The sequence below is a fragment of the Amycolatopsis sp. NPDC049159 genome (assembly GCF_040648295.1).
GTDB classification, from domain to species: Bacteria; Actinomycetota; Actinomycetes; order Mycobacteriales; family Pseudonocardiaceae; genus Amycolatopsis; species Amycolatopsis pretoriensis_A.
The window spans coordinates 35,928-55,415 of the sequence record NZ_JBEZDL010000039.1 but is presented as its reverse complement, the minus strand read 5'-3'; the positions used below and the strand labels follow the sequence as shown (position 1 = coordinate 55,415).

Here is a 19,488-nt window from a genome sequence, read left to right as displayed (position 1 = left end):
ACGTCACCCGTTTCCGGTCTGTGCCAGCGCATCCGCGGACCTGTCGACCCTGGACGGTCCCGCGGCGCGCTATTTCACAACAACGATTAGTTATTCGGTGTTGCGCACTTTCGAGCTGTGCAGCGAGTGTGTCCCCCAATGGCGCCAAAGGCCCAGGGAAAACGATTACTTTCACCCGAACGGCCCAGCCCCGGTCACCGACCGCACCCGGGCTCGCACGCAGCGGACTCCCGGAATTGTCGGACCCCCGGAGTACAGATGAACACGTGCCCGGAAACACCGAACCGCAGCCGACGGACTCGCCCCCGCTGATCGGGGTCGAGAACGTCAAGATGCCCGAGTGGGCCCGCGTCGACGAGCGCGTGGCCAACGCGGGTTTCGGCCAAGCCGTGCGCGCGCTGCCGGCCGCGATCTCCGTCGTGCTGCGGCTGGCGTGGCGGACTTCGCCGAGGCTGACGCTGCTGGCCGCGTTCGTGCACGTCGTTTCGGGCTGCGTCACGGCGTTCGGGCTGCTCGCCACCGCGAACGTCTTCACCGCGCTGCTCGAACAGGGCCCGACACCGGACCGGGTGCTGCAGTCGCTGCCCGCGCTCGCGGTCGTCACGGGGTCGTACGCGGCGCGCGCGGCGCTGGACGCGGCGGTCGCCGCCGTCGAGGGTGCGCTGCGGCCGCGCGTCACCGCGGCGGCGGACGACGCGGTGACGGCGTCGGTGGTGCGCGTCGGGCTGATCGCGTTCGAGGACGCGGACTTCCGCGAGCTGGCGCGCCAAGGCGCGCGGTTCGGCGTCCGGGCCATCGAGACGAGCCTGCGCCGGCTGGCCGACCTGACGTCGTCGGTGATCTCGCTCGCGGCGGCGATGCTCACGGCCGGGCTGCTGAACCCGTGGCTCGCGCCGGTGCTGCTGCTCGCCGCGGCGGCCGACGGCTGGGCCGCCGCGCGCGTGGCGAAGCTGAACTACCGGCACTTCCTCGACACGGTCGGGCGCAACATCCGCAAGTCGGTCGTCGAGGAGGTCGCCACCTGGCGGACGATGGCCCTCGAACGGCACGCGCTGACGCTGCAGGAGCCGCTGCTCGGCGAGTACCGGCGCATCTCGCGCAGCCTCGCGCGCGAAGAGATCCGGCTGGCGCACCGCAGCAACCTGGTGCGCACCACCGGCCGGGCGGCGGCCGGGCTGGGCACGGCGGCGGCGTACCTGGTCCTCGGCTGGCTGCTCTACACCGGCGGAATGGAGCTGGCGCTGGCCGGCACGGCGGTGCTGGCGATGCGCACGGCGTCGACGGCGCTGTCCAACACCATGCGCGCGGTCAATTCGCTGTACGAGGACTCGTTCTACATCGGGTTCTACAACCAGCTGCTCGTCGAATCGGTGAAACGGCGGCCACCGGAGACGTCGCTGACCGCGCCGGCCGACCCGGGCGAGATCCGGCTGGCGGGCATCACGTTCACCTACCCGGGCCGCGAAACCCCGGCCCTGCGGGACATCTCGCTGACCATCCGGCGCGGCGAGGTGGTCGCGCTGGTCGGCGAGAACGGCTCGGGCAAGACCACGCTGGGCAAGCTCCTCACCGGGCTGTACCCGCCGGACGAGGGCACCGTCCACTGGGACGACGTCGACCTGGCCGGGGCCGACCCGGCGTCGGTGCACGCGAACATCGCGGTGATCGCCCAGGAACCGGCGGAGTGGCCGATGACGGCGGCGAACAACATCACGGTCGGCCGCCTCGGCCGCGCGGACCCCGATCGCCGCGCGTGGCGCGAAGCAGTGGACTACTCGGGCGCGGACGAGGTGATCGCCTCCCTGCCCGCGGGCGAGAACACGATGCTGTCCAAGAAGTTCGACGAAGGCCACGACCTGTCCGGCGGCCAGTGGCAGCGCATGGGCATCGCCCGCGGCATCTACCGCGACGCCTCGGTCCTGGTCGCCGACGAACCGACGGCGGCGCTCGACGCCCGCGCCGAAGCCCGGGTGTTCGCCGGGCTCCAGCACGCGAGCACGTCGCACCGGGGCCGCCGCACCACGGTCCTGGTCACCCACCGCCTGGCCAACATCCGCTCGGCGGACCGCATCCTGGTCCTGGAGAAGGGCAGACTGATCGAGGAGGGCACGCACGCCGACCTGATCCGCGCGGGCGGCGTCTACCACGAGCTGTACGAGATCCAGGCCCGCGCGTACCGCAACGGCACCGAAACGGCGGAGGCCCGATGACCGAGCAGCTGGCCCGCGTCAACGGCATCGAGCTCTGCCACGAATCCTTCGGCGACCGGGCAGGCCGGCCCCTCCTGCTCATCATGGGCTTGGCCGCCCCGATGATCTGGTGGGACGAGGAGTTCTGCGAAACCCTGGCCGCCCGGGGCTTCCACGTGATCCGCTTCGACAACCGCGACGCCGGACGCTCGACCCGCCTCCACGGCCGGGCCGACCTCGCGCAGGCGTACCTGCTCCGCCGGTCCCCGTACACGCTGGCCGACATGGCCGACGACGCCGCGGGCCTGCTCACGGAGCTGGGCATCCCGGCCGCCCACGTCGTCGGCGCCTCGATGGGCGGGATGATCGCCCAGACCCTGGCCATCCGCCACCCTTCGCGAGTGCTGTCGCTGACGTCGATCATGTCCAGCACCGGCGGCCGGTTCGTCGGCCGGCCGAGCGCCCGCGCCCTGCCGGTGCTGCTCACCGCACCCCCGAAGGACCGTGAAAGCTACGTCGAGACGCTGATGCGCACGTTCCGCCTGATCGGCTCACCGGCCTACCCGTTCGACGAAGCCCGAATGCGCAACCGAGCCGAGCGCACGTACGACCGCGGTCTCCCCCCAGGCGGCGCCCTCCGCCAGCTGGCGGCGATCATGGCCGACCGCGACCGCGCCCCCGGGCTGCGCCGAACGAAGCTCCCGGCCCTGGTGGTGCACGGCGCCCGCGACCCGTTGGTCCACGTCTCGGGCGGCCGAGCCACGGCCCGCGCCATCCCCGGCGCCGCCCTCGACATCGTCCCGGGCATGGGCCACGACCTCCCGCGAGCCGTCTGGCCCCGCGTCATCCGCGGCATCGAGCGAATCGCGCTCGACCGGCCGGCGTGACCGAGCCCAGGTCAGTCACGGTTTCGTTCCGGCCCGGTGCCCGCCGTAACCACCACGCGTGAGGTCCCGACTCTGGCGCTCGGAACACGGTCCTCGTCGAAGGGAACATCATGCGTGCTCGCCTGGCGGTGGTCGCCGCGCTTTCGGCCGTGCTGAGCTTGCCGGCATGTGGGGAGGCGCCGCGGAATTCCCCCGAGAACCCGCCCACCACCAGCAGCGTCGTCGCCGCACCGCCCGCCGCACCGCCGGCCAAGACCGAGTACGGCGCCGCGGCGACGTACAAGTTCAAGGCGCGCGACGGCAAAGGAGACGGCTTCACCGAGGACGTCGAACTCACCTTGGGCGCGCCGATCCCGGCCGGTCAGGCACCCGGGCCGCTCCCGACCGGCTGCGAGGTCGACCCCCAGCGGGACCTCTACATCCCGTTGACGATCAAGGTCGCCAACTCCACGCCGAACTTCGCCTACAAGGTCAGCTACCGCTTCCAGCCGGTTCAGCTCGACGACGATCGGGTCGCCGGCTACCTCGACGCCGGCGACGGGAAGTGTGTCGAAAACTTCGGGCTCGTGACCTACGAAGGTCCCACCTTGGGCGTCAGCTCGAAGGCGGAACTGCGGACCGGCCAGCAGGTGTCGACCTCCGGCTTCCTCGCCTACCGCGACTTCTTCGGCCCCACCGGCACCCAAGCGGCCAAGCTGGCCAACGTCTTCCTGGACCTGGGAATCCGCTACGACGGACGGCACGGAGTCATCGTCGACCCGGAGGCCGCTCCCGGGCTGATCGGGTACACCGGCCTCGACGGGCTCGGCGTGTCGGATCACTACGTCATCCCGGCGGACGGCATCACCTCACCGTGCACCAAGGGTCTCTTCAAACGCGAAGCCCACTGCCCGTGACCTCAAGCCGACAGCGTGACCGAACCCAGGTGCGAGAAGTGCGCCGCCACGCGAGACCCCCGCCGAAGCGGGACCGCGTCCGTCATCCCGCCGGTCAGCACCAGCCACCCCGGCTCCAACGCCAATCCACGGGCCGCCAACGAGTTCGCGGCCAGCGCGAGGGCCTCCGCCGGGTGGCCCTGGACCGCCGCGCCCGTCGCCGTGTCGACGATCTGGCCGTCGACCTCCAGCAGCGTCGCCTCCAACGACAGATCCAGCGAAGCAGGCGGAACCCCCACCGGGCCCACGCTGAAGTACGCCGAAGAACCGTTGTCCGCCACCGCGTCCGGGAGCGTGAAGCGGTAGTCCGCATACCGGCTGTCGATCACCTCGACACCGCCGTACACGCGGTCGACCGCGGCCAACGCCGTCGCCGCCGTCACGCCGGGACCGGCCAGCCGGCGACCCAGCACGAAGACCAGCTCCGGCTCGGCACGCGGGTGGATCAGCGAAGGCACCGGCACCCCCGCGGGCAACACCATCGCATCGGTGAGCCAAGCCAGCAGCGGCGAATCGATGCCCATCCGCTCCTGCTTCGCCCGCGAAGTCAGGCCCAGCTTCACGCCGATCAGCGTTTCGCCGCGGGCGCGGCGCTGGCGCAGGGCCTCGTCCTGGATCGCGTACGCCGTGTCGACGTCGAGGCCCGGCCACTCCTCCGAGAGCGGCGAGCGCTCCGCGACCGTCCCCAGCAGCGCCGCGGCCGCTTCGCGCACGTTCATGATTCCTCCGAGAAGACCGCGGTGACACTGCCGAGGCCGGCGATGGTCGCGACGATCGTGTCGCCCGGGGACACCGGGATGGCCCGGGTCATCGAGCCCGGCAGCACGACGTGCCCCGGCTCCAGCGTGACGCCGAGCGGGCCGACCGTGTTCGCCAGCCACACCAGCGAGTTCAACGGCGACCCGAGCACCGCGCCGCCCGCGCCCGTCGCCGCCACCGAACCGTTCTGGTACAGGACGCAGCCGGCCAGCCGCAGGTCCGCGGCACCCAGCGCCGTCGGGCTGCTGCCCAGCACCACGCCGCCGGAGGAGGCGTTGTCGGCGATCGTGTCGAAGAGCGAGATCTTCCAGTCGCGGATGCGGGAGTCGACGATCTCCAGCGACGGCAGCACGAAGTCCACCGCGCGCACCGCGTCCGCCACCGTCACGCCGGGGCCGCGCAGCGCGGAGCCGAGCACGAACGCGATCTCCGGCTCGATGCGCGGCTGCAGGAACGCCGACGTCGGGATCGGCTGGTGCTCCAGGTGGAACATGCTCCCGGTGAGGTGCCCGTAGTCGGGCTGGTCGACGCCCATCTGCCGCTGCATCGCCGCCGAGGCGAGGCCGACCTTGTGCCCGCGGACCGCGTCGCCGCCCGACGTCCAGTGCCGCACCTGCTCCTGCTGGATCCGGTACGCGTCCTCGACGGTCGCCTCCGGGAACAGCTTGATCAGCGGCTCGACCGGTTCGCGCGTCGCGTAGGCCCGCGCCAGTACGGCGGCGGCCTCCTGCACCTTGCTGACGTCCACGCCCCGGACTCTGCCCGTCGCGCACCCCCGGCACAAGCCGCGGTGTTCCACCCAGCGGAACTCTCGCCAGACAACCTCTTGCGCGCGAGATAAATCAGGCGTAGCTTCGGGGACACCACCAGGAAGGGACGTGAGGGACATGGCACCGACCCAGGCCGAGGTCACCAAGCTCGCCGAGGTCCGCGACGAGCTGCGCGAGCGCCACCTGCGCCCGGCCGCCGACCGCCCGGCGACGAACGGGCGCGGCATCCACCACACCGCGCTGATCTCCAGCGACGTCGAGCGGACCATCGAGTTCTACCAGGACGTCCTCGGCTTCCCGCTCACCGAGCTGATCGAGAACCGCGACTACCCCGGCTCGAGCCACTTCTTCTTCGACGTCGGCAACGGCAACGCGGTCGCCTTCTTCGACCTGCCCGGCCTGGACCTCGGCCCGTACGCGGAAGTCCTCGGTGGACTGCACCACCTGGCCCTGTCCGTCACGCCCGATCGGTGGAGCGCGATCAAGGACAAGCTCGACGAGGCCGGCGTGCAGTACCTGCTGGAGAGCGAAACCTCCATCTACCTGTCCGATCCGGACGGTGCGCGCGTCGAGCTGATCTCCGACCCGCTCGGCGAGATGTACGGCGAGAAGATCGGCTGAAAGCGTGTTCCCGCCGTCGCGCGCCGCATACCCTGTGCGCGACGGCTGGAGGTCCGATGTCCGACTGGTCCCTGTCCCGCGCGAAGGCGCGGCTCGATCGTCGTGAGCAGCTCGACGAGCTCACCGCGCGCACCCGGTTCGAGGTGCGGCTGCACCTGAACGAGCCGGCCACGAACGGCAGCTACGACGAGCTGACCAGCATCTTCGCCATCGGGCACGGCGAGTGCGCCGCGCTGCTGGCGCACCACCGCCTGCTGCCGTGGTGGGAGCGCTCGCTGGTGTACCGGTACGCGCGGCGGCTGCACGGCAAGGCGATCACGCGCAGCGTCGGCGCGGTGCCCGCGGAGGTGGCGCCGCAGGCGGCCCGCGCCTTCGGGGCCGAGATCGCCGAACTCGCGCCGGACTCCGGGGACACCGGCGCGAAGTACGACCTGCAGGGCCGCGGCCTGCTGACGGTGTTCCGGATCGCCGTCGGCGCCAAGGGCGAGTCCTGGCCGGACCGCCACGAGGTGGCCACGACGTCCGCCCGCAACATCCTGACGTGCGCCGCGACCTTCGCCCACCGGAAGCCGTGGCACGTGCTCTGGCCGGTCTACCGCGTGCGCGGCCTGCGGCTCTGGAAGCTTTGACGCCCGTCGCGCGTTCTCCCGGTATGAAAGCAGAGGAAATCCTCGCCGGCGCGAAGACCATCGCCGTCGTCGGCCTGAGCCGCGACCCGGCCAAGGCCGCCCACGGCGTCCCGGCGGTCCTGCAGGCCCACGGCTTCCGGATCATCCCGGTGCACCCGAGCGCGACCGAACTGCTCGGGGAAAAAGTCTACCGGTCGCTGAAGGACATCCCGGAGCCGGTCGACCTGGTCGACGTCTTCCGCCCGTCACCCGAAGCACCGGGCATCGCGCGGGAGGCCGTCGAGATCGGCGCGAAGGCGCTGTGGCTGCAGCAGGGCATCGTCTCGGCCGAAGCGCGCCGCGTCGCCGAGGAAGGCGGGCTCGCCTACGTCGAGAACCGCTGCACCGCCGTGGTCCGCGCGACGGCCGCGATCTCGAAGAGCTAGGCCGGCGCTCCGAAGTGGACGATCCGGTGGTTGCCGGTGTCGACGACCCAGACGCCGCCCGCGCCGTCGCCGGCGCTGTCGCGCGGTGAGCTGACCCAGTCCGCGGCGTCGGGCAGCGCCGCGCCGGTCCGGGTGTCGAACCGCGCGACGCGCCCGCCGTCGTCGACCAGCAGCCGCCCGGCCGGGTCCACCGCGACCGCGCGGGGCCGGGCGAAGTCGCCGAACCCGCGCACGAACCCGCCCCACCACGTGTACTGCACGACCCGGCGGTTGCCGGTGTCGGCGACGTAGACGTTGCCCGCGGCGTCGACCGCGATCCCCTCCGGCGCCTTGAGCCGCCCGGCGATGACGCGCACGAGAGCACCGGTGCGGGTGAAGGCCTGCACGCGGTCGTTGCCGGTGTCGGCCACCCACAGCCGGCCGCGCACGTCGACCGCGATGCCCGACGGCGCGCTGAACCGGCCCGGCCCGGAGCCGGGCCCGCCGATGGCGGCGAGCTCACTGGTGGTCACGGCGTCAGGATCGCCGATGGCGGGCGGTCACGACCAGTACCGAAAAGAGTGTTCAACAGCTGTTCCGCCCTCGATCACCAGCTCCAGCGGGAGCACGTCCGCCGATCGAGGAAGCTGTACGCGGGCAGCGGCCCGAGCCAGTCGGCCTGGACACCGCCGCCCGGCCCGAGCCCGGCGACGGTGTCCCGCACGACGAGCAGGTCGCCCAGCCCGACGAGGAACGCCCACCGCTCGTCGGCGGACTCCCCCGCCGGCAGCGCCACCGAGTCGCGCGCCCGCTCGGCGACCTCCGAAAGCAGCACGTCCGAACGCGCCGAACGCCACGGCGACCCGGGTTCGGTGAACCGCAGGCAGACGTGCACCTCGGCCAGGCCGTCGAGCCGGTCGAGGTCGGCGCGGTGTTCGTCGGCGGCCGGGGCGAGCACCTCGGCGCGGACGGCCTCTTCGTCCTCGGCCACGGTGCCGAACCGGACCGGCAGCACCGGGCCGCCCTCGACGAGCGCGGACACCACCGCGAGGTGCGCCGCCGGGTCGGGTTCGGGTTCGCCGACGACCATGGCGAGGTCGTCCCAGCGCACCGTGCGCGGCGCCCGCGGGTGCCCGGCGCGCACGACGCCGTAGAGCTGCAGCGTCACGGCTGGTCGACGGGGACGGCCGGGTCGACGGGCACCGCGACGGCCGGCGTCGGCGGCGGGGGCGGGATCAGCCCGGTCGTCTGGCCGAGTCCTCGCGAGACCTGCCCGGGCACGGGTGTGCCCTGCAGGCGCTGCATCGCTTCGAGGTAGCGGATGCAGGTGTCGACGCCGGCGATCACGATCCGGGCCTCGATGGCCGGCAGCTCGATCCCGATCACCGACGCGTCGATCACGAGTCCCTTGTCCAGCAGGATGTCCAGCGTGTCGGCGAGGCCGCCGCCGGTCTGCCCCGGTCTGGTCACTTAGGTCCTTTCGTCGAAGAGGGCCCGGATCTCCGCGAACCGGAGCTCCAGGTCGATCAGGGCCTGCCCGAGGTCTTCGGCCTGGGCGGGGGTGAGGCTGTCGAGGCGCCGGAGCGCTTGGCGTTCGAGCACTTCGCGGAGGATGTCGAGCACGGTGACGACGAGGTGCCCCAGCCGCGCCCGGCGTCGGCGGGCAGCCGGGCGGGTTCGCTCATCCCGGCGCCTCCTCGAGCCCGAGCAGCAGCAGGTCGAGGCGGATCAGGTCGATACCGGCGAGCGAGATGATCACGTCCCCGGTGACGACCGCGCCGCGGTGGACGACCCGGTCGAGCAGGTCGGCGACGGCTTCGGCGGGCGATTCCGCGCTCAGGCGCACGACTTCCGCGTCAGCCACCCGCGGCCCCCAGCTCGACGTCGGTGAACGAGTACGGCGGCCACGGCCCGGACGTCTCGACCGTCGCGCCCACCGCGCGCAGCTCGCGGGCGAACCACTCGAACTCCGCGTGGAACGCCGCTTCCCGGCCGGTTTCCACGAGGTAGGCCGTGTTGGCCAGCACCCCGTGCGGCCGCGCGCGCCCGATGCTGTCGGAGGCGTGGCGGCGCAGCGCCTCCCCGAGCCGGCCGGTGGCCGCCAGCACCTCCTCGCGGCCCCGCTGGATCGCCTTGAGCCGTTCGCGGCGCCGGACCAGGTACTGCGTCCCGGTCAGGCCCGTGGCGTCCGGGCGGCTGGACGCGGCGGGCTCGGCGTGCCGGACGCGGACGCCCCACTCGCGGTGCCCGTCGACCTCGTCGAGGCAGGTGCGTGCCTGCTCGTAGCCGGCTTCGAGGAGCCGGACCGCGGCCGCCTCGCCGTCCAGGACGGTGCCGAACCGCAGCGGCAGCACGGGTTCGTGGCGGAACACCGCGCGCACCACGGCGTCGTGCTCGCGGGCCAGTTCGGCGAGCGCGCCGTCGACCGGGTCGAGCGTGTCGATGCGGTCGAAGCGCGCCGGGGCCGCCTCGGCGACGACGACCCCGAGGTCGCGGTAGCCGATCAACCGCGGCGATTCCCCGATGTCCAGCGCGGGGCGGTTGCGCGTGATCGCGTACGCGCACAGCCAGTTCGAGGTGCTCACCGCGGTTCTTCCCTTTCGGGCAGCAACGGCTCGGTGCCGGTTTTCCCGAGTTCGGCGCGGGCGGCGTTGGGCGCGAAGAACGGGTCACCGGTCCACCAGTCCATGCCCATTTCCTTCGCGGTCTGCGCGGACGCGATGAAGAGCCGGATCCGCAGGGTCGGCAATTCGACGTGGAAGACGCTGACCCCGATGTCGCCGGCTATCACCACCCCCTTGTCGGGTACGCGTTCCAGAACGTCCGCCAGCGAATCGGACGAAGCGGCCAATCGTGTCACCTCTCCTTTCACAAATCGGTGGCGCCGCGGGTGAAGCGCCGCAGCCGCTCGCACGCGCCGAGCTCACCCGTCCCGTCGACGTCCACCCGGCAGGTGGCCATCACGCTGGTGGAATCCGGGATCCGGGCCAGTTCGACGACGTCCACGAGCACGGACCAGCCGCCGTCGGCGCATCAGCGGCGCGCAACCGGGAAACGGATTTCCCGGCACACTCCGAAATATTGTTGTTTGACGCAAGGAACGGCTATGGCGATTCACTCATCGCTTTCCTGGGTCGCGGTCGGGTGCCCACCGTAGCAACGGGCACAACTCCCCCGAGAAGCGTTGCGGGACGGTATTTTTCACCGGTTCGCGCGAACGAATGGGCGGGATGCGGCAACTCGCAAGGACAAATGGCGCAGCGCCGGGACGCCCAGCGGAACCAATGCGCGGAATCGGCCCGCGAGGTTACGATCGAGTAACGTCCACGAGCCGGTACCCGACGCCCCGGACCGTCTCGATGGTGCGGGTGCCGAACGGCGTGTCGATCTTGCGCCGCAGGTAGCCGATGTAGACCTCGACGACGTTCTCGTCGCCGTCGTAGTGGGCGTCCCAGACGTGGTTGAGGATCTCGTTCTTCGTCAGCGCGGTTCCCGGTCGCCGCAACAGGAACTCCAGCAGCCCGAACTCCCGCGCGGTCAGCTCGATCCGCTGCTGTCCCCTGTGGACGGTGCGCGCGGACGGGTCGAGCCGCAGGTCGCCCGCCTCCAGCACGGCCGGGCGGGCCGGCGCGCCGCGGCGCAGCAACGCCCGCAGCCGCGCGATGAGCACGACGAAGGAAAACGGCTTCGACAGGTAGTCGTCGGCGCCGAGGTCGAACGCGTCGGCTTCGTCGTACTCGCCGTCCTTGGCCGTGAGCATCAGCACCGGCGTCCAGTTTTCCGCCGCCCGCAAGCGTTTGAGCACCTCGTAGCCGGACAGCTCGGGCAGCATGATGTCCAGCACGACGACGTCGTACACGTGCTCGGTCGCCCGCCAGAGCCCTTCCCGGCCGGTGTGGGCGACGTCGGTGGTGAAGCCTTCGGCGACCAGCCCGCGCCGCAGCGTCTCCGCGAACTCGCGCTCGTCCTCCACGATCAGCAGGCGCACTACTCCTCCTTCGGCACGGCGATCACCGGCAGCTCGATGACGAACCGCGCACCCGGTTCGCCGGGGTCGGCGTAGCGCGCCCGGCCGCCGTGGCGGGCCGCGATGCCGGCCACGATCGGCAGGCCCAGCCCGGTGCCGCCGTGCCCGCGCTGCCGCGACGCGTCGAGGCGGACGAACCGCTCGAAGATCCGTTCCCGGTCGGCTTCCCCGACGCCGGGCCCGTCGTCGCTCACCTCGACGACGGCGAGGTCACCGCGCACCGCGCTGCTGACGCGGATGCGCGACCGCGCGTGCCCCCGGGCGTTGTCGACCAGGTTCCGCACCGCGCGGCGCAGCTGGGCCTCGCTGCCGTGCACCTTCGCCGGCCCGGCGCGGACCTCGACGTCGAGCGCGCCTTCGCCGCGGACCCGCTCGGCTTCGGCGCGGACGATGTCGTCGAGGTCGACCTCGGTGCGCTGCGGCCGGTCGGTGGCGTCGTCGGTGCGGGCGAGCATGAGCAGGTCGTCGACGAGCTCGCGCAGCCGCGCGGTTTCGCGGGCGATCACCGGCACCAGGTCGCCGGTGCTCTCCGGGTGCCGCCCGGAGACGTCGAGCGCGGTGCTGATCGTCGACAGCGGCGACCGCAGCTCGTGACTGGCGTCGGCGACGAACCGGCGTTGCGCGGCCTGCGCGGACGCCAGCCGCCCGAGCATTTCGTTGAGCGTGACGGCCAGCCGGTGCACCTCGTCCCCGCCGGGCGGCAGCGGCACGCGCGCGGCGAGGTCGCGCGTCGAGATCTCCGCGACGGTCCGGCGCATCCGCTCGACCGGCCGCAGCGCCGAGCCGACCGCGCGGTAGACGGCGAGGCCGGAGATCGCGAGCAGCGGCACGGCGATCAGGCCGAGCAGCAGCGTGAGGCGCGTGGACGCTTCGGTCACCGGCTCCAGCGACCGCGCGGAGATGACGGTGAACGGCCCGCCCGGCCCGTTCACCTCCTGCGAGACGACGCGGTAGGCGTCGCTGTCGCCGTTGAGCCCGAGCGGCAGCGTCTCGATGGTCTCGCGCCCGACGACCGGCCGGGCCGCGGTCAGCGGCGGGTGCCCGACGATGGCGGGGTCGCTCGCGATCGGCACGCCCCGCGCGTCGAGGACCTGGGTGACGGCTTCGGTGTCCCCGGTGCTGGCGACGTCGCTCGCGCTGAGGTCGCGCGCGCCTTCGCGGACGAGCTGGATGGCGACCTGGCGGCCGGTGCTGCGCGCACTCTCGGTGACGCTGCGGTCGAGCGACTCCTCCAGCAGCAGCACGACGACCACCCCGGCGGCCGCGATGGCCAGCGCGAGCGCGAGCACCGCCACCGCGGTGGTCCGCATCCGAACCCCGGTCGCGGCGATCACCCTGCCCAGCTTCACCAACGCAGCGTAACCGCGAAGAGCGGCGACCCGCGGTTCCCCCGCGGTCACGTCCACCGCGGCGGGCGGGACTGGGGGCACCGCGGTCATCGGCGTCGGCGGGTGGCTGTCAGGCGTTCCGTGCGCAGGCGGTCGACCTCCGGGAGCTCCAGCGGGGGCATCGGGTGCCCCGCCACCCAGCTCAGCAGCAGGTCCGCCAGCGCCGGGTTGCGGGCCAGGGCCGGGCCGTGCAGGTACGTCCCCACCACCCGGTCCGTCACCGCGCCCTCGGTCCCGTCGCCGTTGCCCGTGCCGCGCAGCACCGTGCCGAGCGGCTCGCTGTCCGCGCCGAGCTTGCTCACGCCCAGGTGGTTCTCGAAGCCCGTGAGCGGCTCGGGCAGCAGTCCCGACGACGACGCCACCAGCTCCGCCACCGCGCGCCGCTCTCCCGGTTCCGTGGTGACGTCGAGGAGGCCGAGGCCGTCGTGCTCGACGCCGTCGAGGCCGCGGAAGCGGGTGCCGAGCACCTGCAGGCCCGCGCAGACGCCGAAGACCACCGCGCCGCTCGAGCGCGTCCGCCAGTGCCTGCGCAGGTGCGCGGCGGCCAGCGCCTGGGCGCCGTCCTCGCCGCCGCCGAGCAGGTACAGGTCCAAAGTGGACGGTACCGGCTCGCCCAGCCCGACCGGGACGACCTCGGCGTCGAACCCGCGCCACCGCAACCGGCGGCAGAGCACCTGCGCGTTGCCGGTGTCGCCGTAGGTGCCGAGCACCTCCGGCAGCAACAGTCCGATGTGGACGACCGACTCAGCCACCGGGCAACCGCCCGACCAGGTCGCGGAACGCCGTGTAGTTGGCGACCAGCTCGACGGCGCCGGGCGGGAGGCCGTCGATCGCGGCCACCGGGTCCGGCTCGATCCAGTGCGCGACTTCGGCGTAGCAGAGCCGGACGGCGAGGTCGGCGCCGCGCTCGCCGGTGACCACCACCTGGCGCCCGCGCAGCCGCTCGAAGTGCACGTCCCACAGCCAGGACAGGTCGCGCCCGTCCGCTTCCTGCGCGTTCACCGCGACGATCACCGGCGTGTCCTCGTCCAGCACGCGCAGCGTTTCGACCCAGCCGGCCGGGTTCTTCGCCAGCATCAGCCGCACGGAGTGCCGCGAACGGCGGATCGTGCGGTAGCGGCCGCCGATGTCGGTGATCGTCCGCAGCCGGGCGGCCGCGGTGTGCGGCGGCACGCCGAGCCGGTGCGCCGCGGCCAGCGCGAGCGCCGCGTTCGCCCGGTTCGCGTCCCCCGGCAGCCGCAGGTCGAGGTCGACCTCACGGCCGCCGGGCGTGCGGACGAGGTCGCCGTCGAGGGTCCAGCCGGGTTCCGGACGAGCGAGCCCGCAGCCGCAGCTCCAGTCCTTACCGCGGAACCCGACCAGGCCGTCGCAGCGCGGGCACGCCGTCGAGTCGCCGGTCCAGCGCCGCCCGGTGCTCACCCACACCGGCCGCGCGGCCGCCGTCGCGGCGGACGTCACGAGGACGTCGTCGCAGTTCGCGACGACCACCGTGCCCGGCAACTCCGCCAGCGCCGCCCGCAGGTCGCGTTCGGTGGCGCGGACCTCGCCGACGCGGTCGAGCTGGTCTCGGCTGAGGTTCAGCAGCACGAGCACGGCGGGCTGGAGCTGCTCCGCCACCCACGGCACGTGGGCCTCGTCGACTTCGAGGACCGCGTACGGCGCGTCCGGGCGGGCGGCCAGCGCGGCGAGGACGCCGTCGGGCATGTTCGAGCCGTCCGTGTTGGCGGCGACCTCGGCCAGCGCTTCGAGCGCGCGGGTGAGCATGAGCGACGTCGTCGTCTTGCCGTTCGTGCCGGTGACCACCACGACGGTCCGCTCCCGGCCGAGCCGGCCCAGTGCCCGCGGGTCGAGGGCGAGCGTGACGCGGCCGCCGATCATGCCGCCGCGGCCGAGCCCCGAACTGCGGGACAGCCAGGCGGTCAGCCGGCCGGCGGCCACGGACGCACGGGTGCGGAAGGGGTTTCGGACGGTCATCGGTGCGGATGGTGCCCCGCGGGCGCTGTGAGTTTCCTGAGTCCGTGGCCCGCGTCTCGCGTCAGAGCGTGACGACGACCTTGCCGTGCACGTGCCGGCCGGCCTGCAGGGCGACGGCGTCGCGGATCTTCTCGACCGGGAAGACCGCGGCGATCGGCACGGTGAGCTGCCCCTCGACGATCGCCGTGGTGATCCGCGCGAGCTCGCCCGGTTCCGCGTCGGCGCCTCCGGTCGCCCGCACGCCGCCGGGCGGGGTGGGGCCGGCGGCGATCGTGGAGATCCGCCCGGGCGGCACGCCGATGGCCAGCGCGGCCTCGGCCGTCTCGGTGCCGAACAGGTCCGTCGCCGCCGTCACGCCGAGCGCCCGGACGCGGTCCGCCAGCCCGGGGCCGTAGGTGACCGGCTCGGCGCCGAGTTCGCGCAGGAAGCCGAACGTGCTCTCCGACGCCGTCCCGATCACCCGGGCACCGGCGAGCTTCGCGAGCTGGACGGCGAAGATGCCGACGCCGCCGGCGGCCCCGCCGATCAGGACGGTGTCGCCGGACCGCAGCCCGATCGCCGCCAGCGCCGCGGCCGCCGAGGAGCCGGCCACCGGGAGCGTGCTCGCCACTTCGTCGCCGATCCCGTCCGGCGTCGGGAAGAGCGAACCGGGCACCTCGATGACGACGAAGTCGGCGACGGCCCGCCCGAGCGCGCCGCCGTGGACGCGGTCGCCGAGGGCGAACCCGGTGGCGCCGGGCCCGACCTCGTCGACCACGCCGGCGAAGTCGTACCCGAAGCCCGCCGGCAGCGTGATGCCGAACTGCGCCGCGGCTTCGGGCCGGGCGGCGAGGCCCCAGTCCATCGGGTTCAGCCCGGCCGCGGTGACGCGGACGCGCACTTCGTCCGGGCCGGCGTGCGGTTCCGGCACCTCGCGCAGCTCCAGGACTTCGGGACCACCGAACTCTTCGTAGACGACGGCTCGGCTCACGGGGACCTCCAGCGGTAGTGATGAGACTTGGTCCCATCACCGTACACCGATGACGGGACCAAGTGCCGTAAAGTGGTCCCATGGCCCGCTGGCAACCGAACGCCCCGGAGCGGCTGAGCAAAGCCGCGCTGGAACTGTTCGCCGAGCGCGGCTACGAGGACACGACGGTGATCGACATCGCCGAGCGCGCCGGATTGACGAAGAGCACCTTCTTCCGGCACTTCCAGGACAAGCGCGAAGTGCTCTTCGGCGGCGGCACGCTGGCCGGCCTGCTGGCCGGGGCGGTCGCCGCGGCGCCGGAAACCGCCAGCCCGCTCGACGTGGTGACGGACGCCGTGGCCGCGGTCGGCCGCGAGGTCTTCACGCCGGAGCGCCGCGAGTTCGGCGCGCTCCGGCGGGCGGTGATCGACGCCAACCCGGAACTGCGGGAGCGCGAAGCCCTGAAGGGCCTGACCCTCACGGCGACGCTGGCCGACGCGCTGAAACGGCGTGGCGTCCCGGAGCTGACAGCGTGCGTCGCCGCGGAACTGGGCGCGCTCGCGATGAAGCTCGCCCACGAACGCTGGAGCGCCGGCGGCGACTTCGGCGAATCCGCGCGGCAGGCCATGGCCGACGTCCGGGCGGCCGTCGACCTTTCCGGGCGTTCGTGACTTTTCCCCGCTGACCGGCGCGCGGTTCAGGTTCGTGAATGCGCATTCACGGACCTGAACGACAACGTTGTCGAAGTTGTCGATCCGGCCTGTTCAGACGCCCGCAACCGCCATAGGTAGGAAACTTAACCATCGGAGGTTGTACCAATTAGCGTGCACAAGTAACCGCGTTTATCCTGAAGCGTTTCAAGATCTTCCGTACATACATCGGAGGTGTTACGGTCCAAACCCACCCAGCGGAAAGCCTTGCCGCTGAGCGGAAACCGGGAACGTCCAACGGAGGGCAACGTGGGACCGGAGCGCGGGCTGGAGAACAGCGGAACTCTCGAACGCGGACTCGCGGTGCTGGAGCACGTGGGCCGGCACCAGGAGATTTCCACCAATGCGATCGCGCGGCAACTGGGGCTTTCCCGCAGTGCCGCGTACCGGATCGTCGGCACCTTGAAGAACCTCGAATACCTCGAAGCCGACCAGATCACCGGCCGCGTGCGGCTGGGCACGCGGCTGGTCGAGCTCGGCGCCCGCGCGATGGCGGCGACCGACCTGCACCGGTGCGCGCCGCGGTACCTCGCGTCGCTCGCGGAACGCTCGGGTGAAACGACGTACCTCGCCGTGCCGGACAACGACACGATGGTCTACGTCGCCACCGAACGCAGCGCCAGCGCGGTGACGCTCGCCTGCCGCCTCGGCACGCGCCGCCCGCAGCACGCGACGTCGCTCGGGAAGGCGTGGCTCGCCGCGCTGCCGGAGGTCGACCGCGCCGAGCGCGTCCGCCGGATGAAGCTGGATTCGCTGACGCTGAAGACGATCATCGACCCCCACCGGCTCCTGGACGAGCTCGCCCGCACGAGCCGGCGCGGCTGGGCGATCGACGAGGTGGAGAACGAGCCGGACGTCGGGTGCGTGGCGGCGGCGGTCCGCGACCACTCCGGCAGGCCGATCGCGGCGATCAGCATCGCGGGACCGGCACCGCGGGTGCTGCGGCGCTTGGACGAGCTGGGCGCTTCGGTGGCCGGCACGGCTGCGGCACTGTCGCTGAGGTTGGGTTTCGTCCGGAGCCGCCCCGCCTGACCCACTCGCGGTCGCGGCGCGTGGGCGACGTCTCGCGGCCCACCCCCGACCCGCGCGGCCAGCCACGGCTCGGCCAACCCGCAACCGCACGGCCCACGACACCGCCTCACCCGCAGCCACCCGCCCCCAATCCCGCGACTCGGCCAACCCGCAACTCCACGGTCCGCAACTCCACGGCCGCAGCCTCCCGACCCCAATCCCGCGACTCGGCCAACCCACAGCCGCCCGGCCCGCACCTCCACGGCCGCAGCCACCTGACCCCGACTCCTCGGCCAACCCGCAGCCGCATTGCCCGCACCTCCACGGCCGCAGCCACCCGACCCCGACTCCTCGGCTCGGCCAACCCACAGCCACCCGGCCCGCACCACCACGGCCGCGGCCCAACCCCACCAGCCCACATCCGATCCCGCCCGCGGCAGTCCGCCCGAACGTCACCCCGGCTCGGCCACACCGCAGCCGCCCGACCCAACCCCCGGCGCTCGGCCACCGATCCCCACCCCGCTGTCCCCGCACCCGGCGAAGGAGCCGACCGTGACCTGGATCCAGGACTACCAGCCGGCGGGTGGGTTGTGGGTGTCCGCGCTGCTCGCCGCGCTGCCGATCGTCGTGCTGCTCGTCGCGCTCGGCGTCGTCCGCTTCTCCGCGCACCTCTCGGCCGCGCTCGCGCTGGTCACCGCGCTCGGCGTCGCGCTTCTGCTGTACCGGATGCCGGCCGCGCTGGCGTTCGACTCCGCCGCGATGGGTGTGCTGTTCGGGGTCTGGTCGGTGGCCTGGATCGCGTTCCACGCCGTGTACTTCCACAACGTCACGGTGGCGACCGGCCGGTTCGACTCGATCAAGCGCGTGCTCGCCGGGTTCAGCGAAGACCGGCGGCTCCAGGCCCTTCTGATCGCGTTCGCCTTCGGCGCGCTCCTCGAAGGCGTCGCGGGCGGTGGGTCGCCGATCGCGATCACCGCGGCGATGATGGCCGCGCTCGGGTTTCCGCCGGTGAAGGCCGTTGTGCTGGCGTTGCTCGCGAACACCGCGCCGGTCGCGTTCGGCGGGCTCGGCAACCCGCTGATCGTGCTCGGCAGGCTGACCGCGCCGATCATGCACCTCAAGCAGGACCAGGCCACCGAGCTGTTCTCGGCCATGGTCGGGCGGCAGGTTCCGGTGCTGGCGCTGATCATCCCGGCGTTCCTCGTCGTCGTCCTGGCCGGCTGGAAGCGCATGCTCGAGGTGTGGCCGGCCGTGCTGACCGCCGGGTTCGCGTTCGCCGCCATGCAGTTCGTCGCTTCCAACTACATCAGCGCCAGCCTCGTCGACGTCCTCGCCGCGCTCACCGCGATGGCCGCGCTCTGGGTGCTGACGCGGTTCTGGCAGCCCGCGGCGGTGTGGCGGTTCGAGGGTGAAGAAAGCGCTGTCCCGGCCACCGCGAAAGCCGACCGGCGCGCGCTCCACGCGTGGATGCCCTACATCATCCTGATCCTCGCGATCTTCCTCTCGCGGATCGGCACGATCTTCAAGAACCTGCCCACCTGGCTGGACCTGACGAAGCTGCTGCACAAGGCGGACTGGATCTTCGCCTGGCCGGGCCTGCACAACCACGTCATCCAGCACCCGCCGATCACGGCGAAGAACGCGCCCTACGCGGCGACGTTCACGGTGGACTTCCTGTTCTCACCCGGCACGGTGGCGCTGATCGCGGCGGTCATCGCCGGCTTCGCGATGGGCGCGCGGCCGAAGCTGCTGCTCGAGACGTACCGGCGGACGCTGGTCCAGATGCGCTGGGCGCTCGCGACGATCTTCATGATCCTGGCCATCGCGTTCGTGATGAACTACTCGGGCGCGACGCAGACGCTGGGCCTGGCCCTGGCGACGACCGGCGCGGTCTTCCCGCTGTTCTCCGCCTACATCGGCTGGCTGGGCGTGTTCCTGACCGGCTCGGACGCGTCGACGAACAGCCTGTTCGGCCCGATGCAGGTGATCTCGGCGCAGCAGCTGAACCTGAACCCGATCCTGGCCGGCGCGACCAACACCTCCGGCGGCGTGATGGGCAAGATGATCTCCCCGCAGAACCTGTCGATCGGCGCGACGGCGATCGGCCAGAGCGGCAAGGAGGGCTCGCTGCTGCGGCAGACGTTCCTCTGGTCCCTGCTGCTGACGGCCGTGGTCGGCGTGATCTCCCTCCTGCAGGCGACGATCCTGACGGCGATGATCCCGTCGCCCTAGGCT

At 72.5% G+C, this 19,488-nt stretch carries 24 protein-coding genes; 9 read left to right on the top strand and 15 right to left on the bottom strand.

The genetic code is table 11. The features are described from left to right. The first annotated feature begins 332 nt into the window (after window positions 1-332). From AB0B33_RS44260 to AB0B33_RS44250, 3 genes are all read left to right on the top strand, one after another. Entirely contained in the window at window positions 333-2,210 is a 1,878-nt protein-coding gene (locus tag AB0B33_RS44260; protein WP_360783547.1) for an ABC transporter ATP-binding protein, read from the top strand. Beyond that, window positions 2,207-3,076, top strand: coding sequence for an alpha/beta hydrolase (locus tag AB0B33_RS44255; RefSeq protein WP_360783498.1), 870 nt, complete (start codon window positions 2,207-2,209; stop codon window positions 3,074-3,076). Before AB0B33_RS44260 ends, AB0B33_RS44255 begins: the two co-directional genes overlap by 4 nt. Before the next feature lie 110 nt (window positions 3,077-3,186). Further along, a complete protein-coding gene (locus AB0B33_RS44250; RefSeq protein ID WP_360783495.1) occupies window positions 3,187-3,972 on the top strand; it encodes a hypothetical protein in 786 nt (261 codons plus the stop codon). A 2-nt stretch (window positions 3,973-3,974) separates the two neighbouring features. Here AB0B33_RS44250 and AB0B33_RS44245 read toward each other — a convergent pair whose 3' ends face one another. Continuing rightward, on the bottom strand, window positions 3,975-4,730 hold the full coding sequence (locus AB0B33_RS44245; protein WP_247017684.1) for a fumarylacetoacetate hydrolase family protein: 756 nt from the start codon (window positions 4,728-4,730) through the stop codon (window positions 3,975-3,977). Then, window positions 4,727-5,518, bottom strand: a complete 792-nt coding sequence (locus AB0B33_RS44240; RefSeq protein ID WP_360783493.1) for a 2-keto-4-pentenoate hydratase — start codon at window positions 5,516-5,518, stop codon at window positions 4,727-4,729. Before AB0B33_RS44240 ends, AB0B33_RS44245 begins: the two co-directional genes overlap by 4 nt. A gap of 139 nt (window positions 5,519-5,657) precedes the next feature. Here AB0B33_RS44240 and AB0B33_RS44235 point away from each other — a divergent pair, with 139 nt between their 5' ends. From AB0B33_RS44235 to AB0B33_RS44225, 3 genes are read left to right on the top strand one after another with little or no spacing between them, the layout of a single operon-like run. Beyond that, the gene (locus AB0B33_RS44235; RefSeq protein ID WP_247017680.1) at window positions 5,658-6,161 is read left to right on the top strand and encodes a VOC family protein; all 504 of its coding nucleotides are present in this window, start codon (window positions 5,658-5,660) and stop codon (window positions 6,159-6,161) included. A gap of 56 nt (window positions 6,162-6,217) precedes the next feature. Next, window positions 6,218-6,790 carry a hypothetical protein gene (locus tag AB0B33_RS44230; RefSeq protein WP_247017678.1) on the top strand — a complete coding sequence of 191 codons (573 nt, stop codon included), beginning with the start codon at window positions 6,218-6,220 and terminating at the stop codon, window positions 6,788-6,790. Between the two features lie 23 nt (window positions 6,791-6,813). Beyond that, window positions 6,814-7,215, top strand: coding sequence for a CoA-binding protein (locus tag AB0B33_RS44225; protein WP_360783489.1), 402 nt, complete (start codon window positions 6,814-6,816; stop codon window positions 7,213-7,215). Here the strand turns inward: AB0B33_RS44225 and AB0B33_RS44220 are convergent. The 13 genes from AB0B33_RS44220 to AB0B33_RS44160 form a co-directional block, all read right to left on the bottom strand. Then, window positions 7,212-7,727 (bottom strand): NHL repeat-containing protein, encoded by a 516-nt coding sequence (locus AB0B33_RS44220; RefSeq protein ID WP_360783486.1) that lies wholly within the window; start codon window positions 7,725-7,727, stop codon window positions 7,212-7,214. The genes AB0B33_RS44225 and AB0B33_RS44220 overlap by 4 nt on opposite strands. Before the next feature lie 74 nt (window positions 7,728-7,801). Continuing rightward, window positions 7,802-8,362 (bottom strand): GvpL/GvpF family gas vesicle protein, encoded by a 561-nt coding sequence (locus AB0B33_RS44215; protein ID WP_360783483.1) that lies wholly within the window; start codon window positions 8,360-8,362, stop codon window positions 7,802-7,804. After that, entirely contained in the window at window positions 8,359-8,664 is a 306-nt protein-coding gene (gene gvpJ, locus AB0B33_RS44210; protein ID WP_360783480.1) for a gas vesicle protein GvpJ, read from the bottom strand. The genes AB0B33_RS44215 and gvpJ (AB0B33_RS44210) overlap by 4 nt, the downstream gene beginning before the upstream one ends. Next, window positions 8,665-8,817 (bottom strand): gas vesicle protein GvpK, encoded by a 153-nt coding sequence (gvpK, locus tag AB0B33_RS44205; protein WP_360783477.1) that lies wholly within the window; start codon window positions 8,815-8,817, stop codon window positions 8,665-8,667. Between the two features lie 58 nt (window positions 8,818-8,875). Then, the gene (gene gvpJ / locus AB0B33_RS44200; protein WP_360783474.1) at window positions 8,876-9,058 is read right to left on the bottom strand and encodes a gas vesicle protein GvpJ; all 183 of its coding nucleotides are present in this window, start codon (window positions 9,056-9,058) and stop codon (window positions 8,876-8,878) included. Then, a complete protein-coding gene (locus tag AB0B33_RS44195; RefSeq protein ID WP_360783471.1) occupies window positions 9,051-9,779 on the bottom strand; it encodes a GvpL/GvpF family gas vesicle protein in 729 nt (242 codons plus the stop codon). The genes gvpJ (AB0B33_RS44200) and AB0B33_RS44195 overlap by 8 nt, the downstream gene beginning before the upstream one ends. Further along, window positions 9,776-10,054 carry a gas vesicle protein gene (locus AB0B33_RS44190; RefSeq protein WP_360783469.1) on the bottom strand — a complete coding sequence of 93 codons (279 nt, stop codon included), beginning with the start codon at window positions 10,052-10,054 and terminating at the stop codon, window positions 9,776-9,778. The genes AB0B33_RS44195 and AB0B33_RS44190 overlap by 4 nt, the downstream gene beginning before the upstream one ends. An 8-nt stretch (window positions 10,055-10,062) precedes the next feature. Then, complete coding sequence (gvpO, locus tag AB0B33_RS44185; protein ID WP_360783466.1) at window positions 10,063-10,200, bottom strand: gas vesicle protein GvpO; 138 nt, start codon at window positions 10,198-10,200, stop codon at window positions 10,063-10,065. A gap of 301 nt (window positions 10,201-10,501) precedes the next feature. After that, complete coding sequence (locus AB0B33_RS44180) at window positions 10,502-11,182, bottom strand: response regulator transcription factor (protein WP_247017658.1); 681 nt, start codon at window positions 11,180-11,182, stop codon at window positions 10,502-10,504. Further along, complete coding sequence (locus AB0B33_RS44175; protein WP_360783462.1) at window positions 11,182-12,570, bottom strand: ATP-binding protein; 1,389 nt, start codon at window positions 12,568-12,570, stop codon at window positions 11,182-11,184. The genes AB0B33_RS44180 and AB0B33_RS44175 overlap by 1 nt, the downstream gene beginning before the upstream one ends. Before the next feature lie 86 nt (window positions 12,571-12,656). Continuing rightward, the gene (locus tag AB0B33_RS44170) at window positions 12,657-13,361 is read right to left on the bottom strand and encodes a glutamine amidotransferase (RefSeq protein ID WP_247017654.1); all 705 of its coding nucleotides are present in this window, start codon (window positions 13,359-13,361) and stop codon (window positions 12,657-12,659) included. Beyond that, window positions 13,354-14,583 (bottom strand): MurT ligase domain-containing protein, encoded by a 1,230-nt coding sequence (locus AB0B33_RS44165; protein WP_247017652.1) that lies wholly within the window; start codon window positions 14,581-14,583, stop codon window positions 13,354-13,356. The genes AB0B33_RS44170 and AB0B33_RS44165 overlap by 8 nt, the downstream gene beginning before the upstream one ends. A gap of 61 nt (window positions 14,584-14,644) precedes the next feature. Beyond that, entirely contained in the window at window positions 14,645-15,553 is a 909-nt protein-coding gene (locus AB0B33_RS44160; protein WP_360783457.1) for an NADP-dependent oxidoreductase, read from the bottom strand. An 80-nt stretch (window positions 15,554-15,633) separates the two neighbouring features. Between AB0B33_RS44160 and AB0B33_RS44155 the strand changes: the two genes are divergently transcribed. The 3 genes from AB0B33_RS44155 to AB0B33_RS44145 all read left to right on the top strand — a co-directional run bounded on the left by AB0B33_RS44155 (window position 15,634) and on the right by AB0B33_RS44145 (window position 19,485). Continuing rightward, window positions 15,634-16,203 (top strand): helix-turn-helix domain-containing protein, encoded by a 570-nt coding sequence (locus AB0B33_RS44155; protein WP_360783455.1) that lies wholly within the window; start codon window positions 15,634-15,636, stop codon window positions 16,201-16,203. A 288-nt stretch (window positions 16,204-16,491) separates the two neighbouring features. Further along, window positions 16,492-17,274, top strand: coding sequence for an IclR family transcriptional regulator (locus AB0B33_RS44150; protein WP_086860412.1), 783 nt, complete (start codon window positions 16,492-16,494; stop codon window positions 17,272-17,274). Between the two features lie 531 nt (window positions 17,275-17,805). Then, the gene (locus AB0B33_RS44145) at window positions 17,806-19,485 is read left to right on the top strand and encodes a lactate permease LctP family transporter (protein ID WP_360783451.1); all 1,680 of its coding nucleotides are present in this window, start codon (window positions 17,806-17,808) and stop codon (window positions 19,483-19,485) included. Window positions 19,486-19,488: the final 3 nt, after the last annotated feature.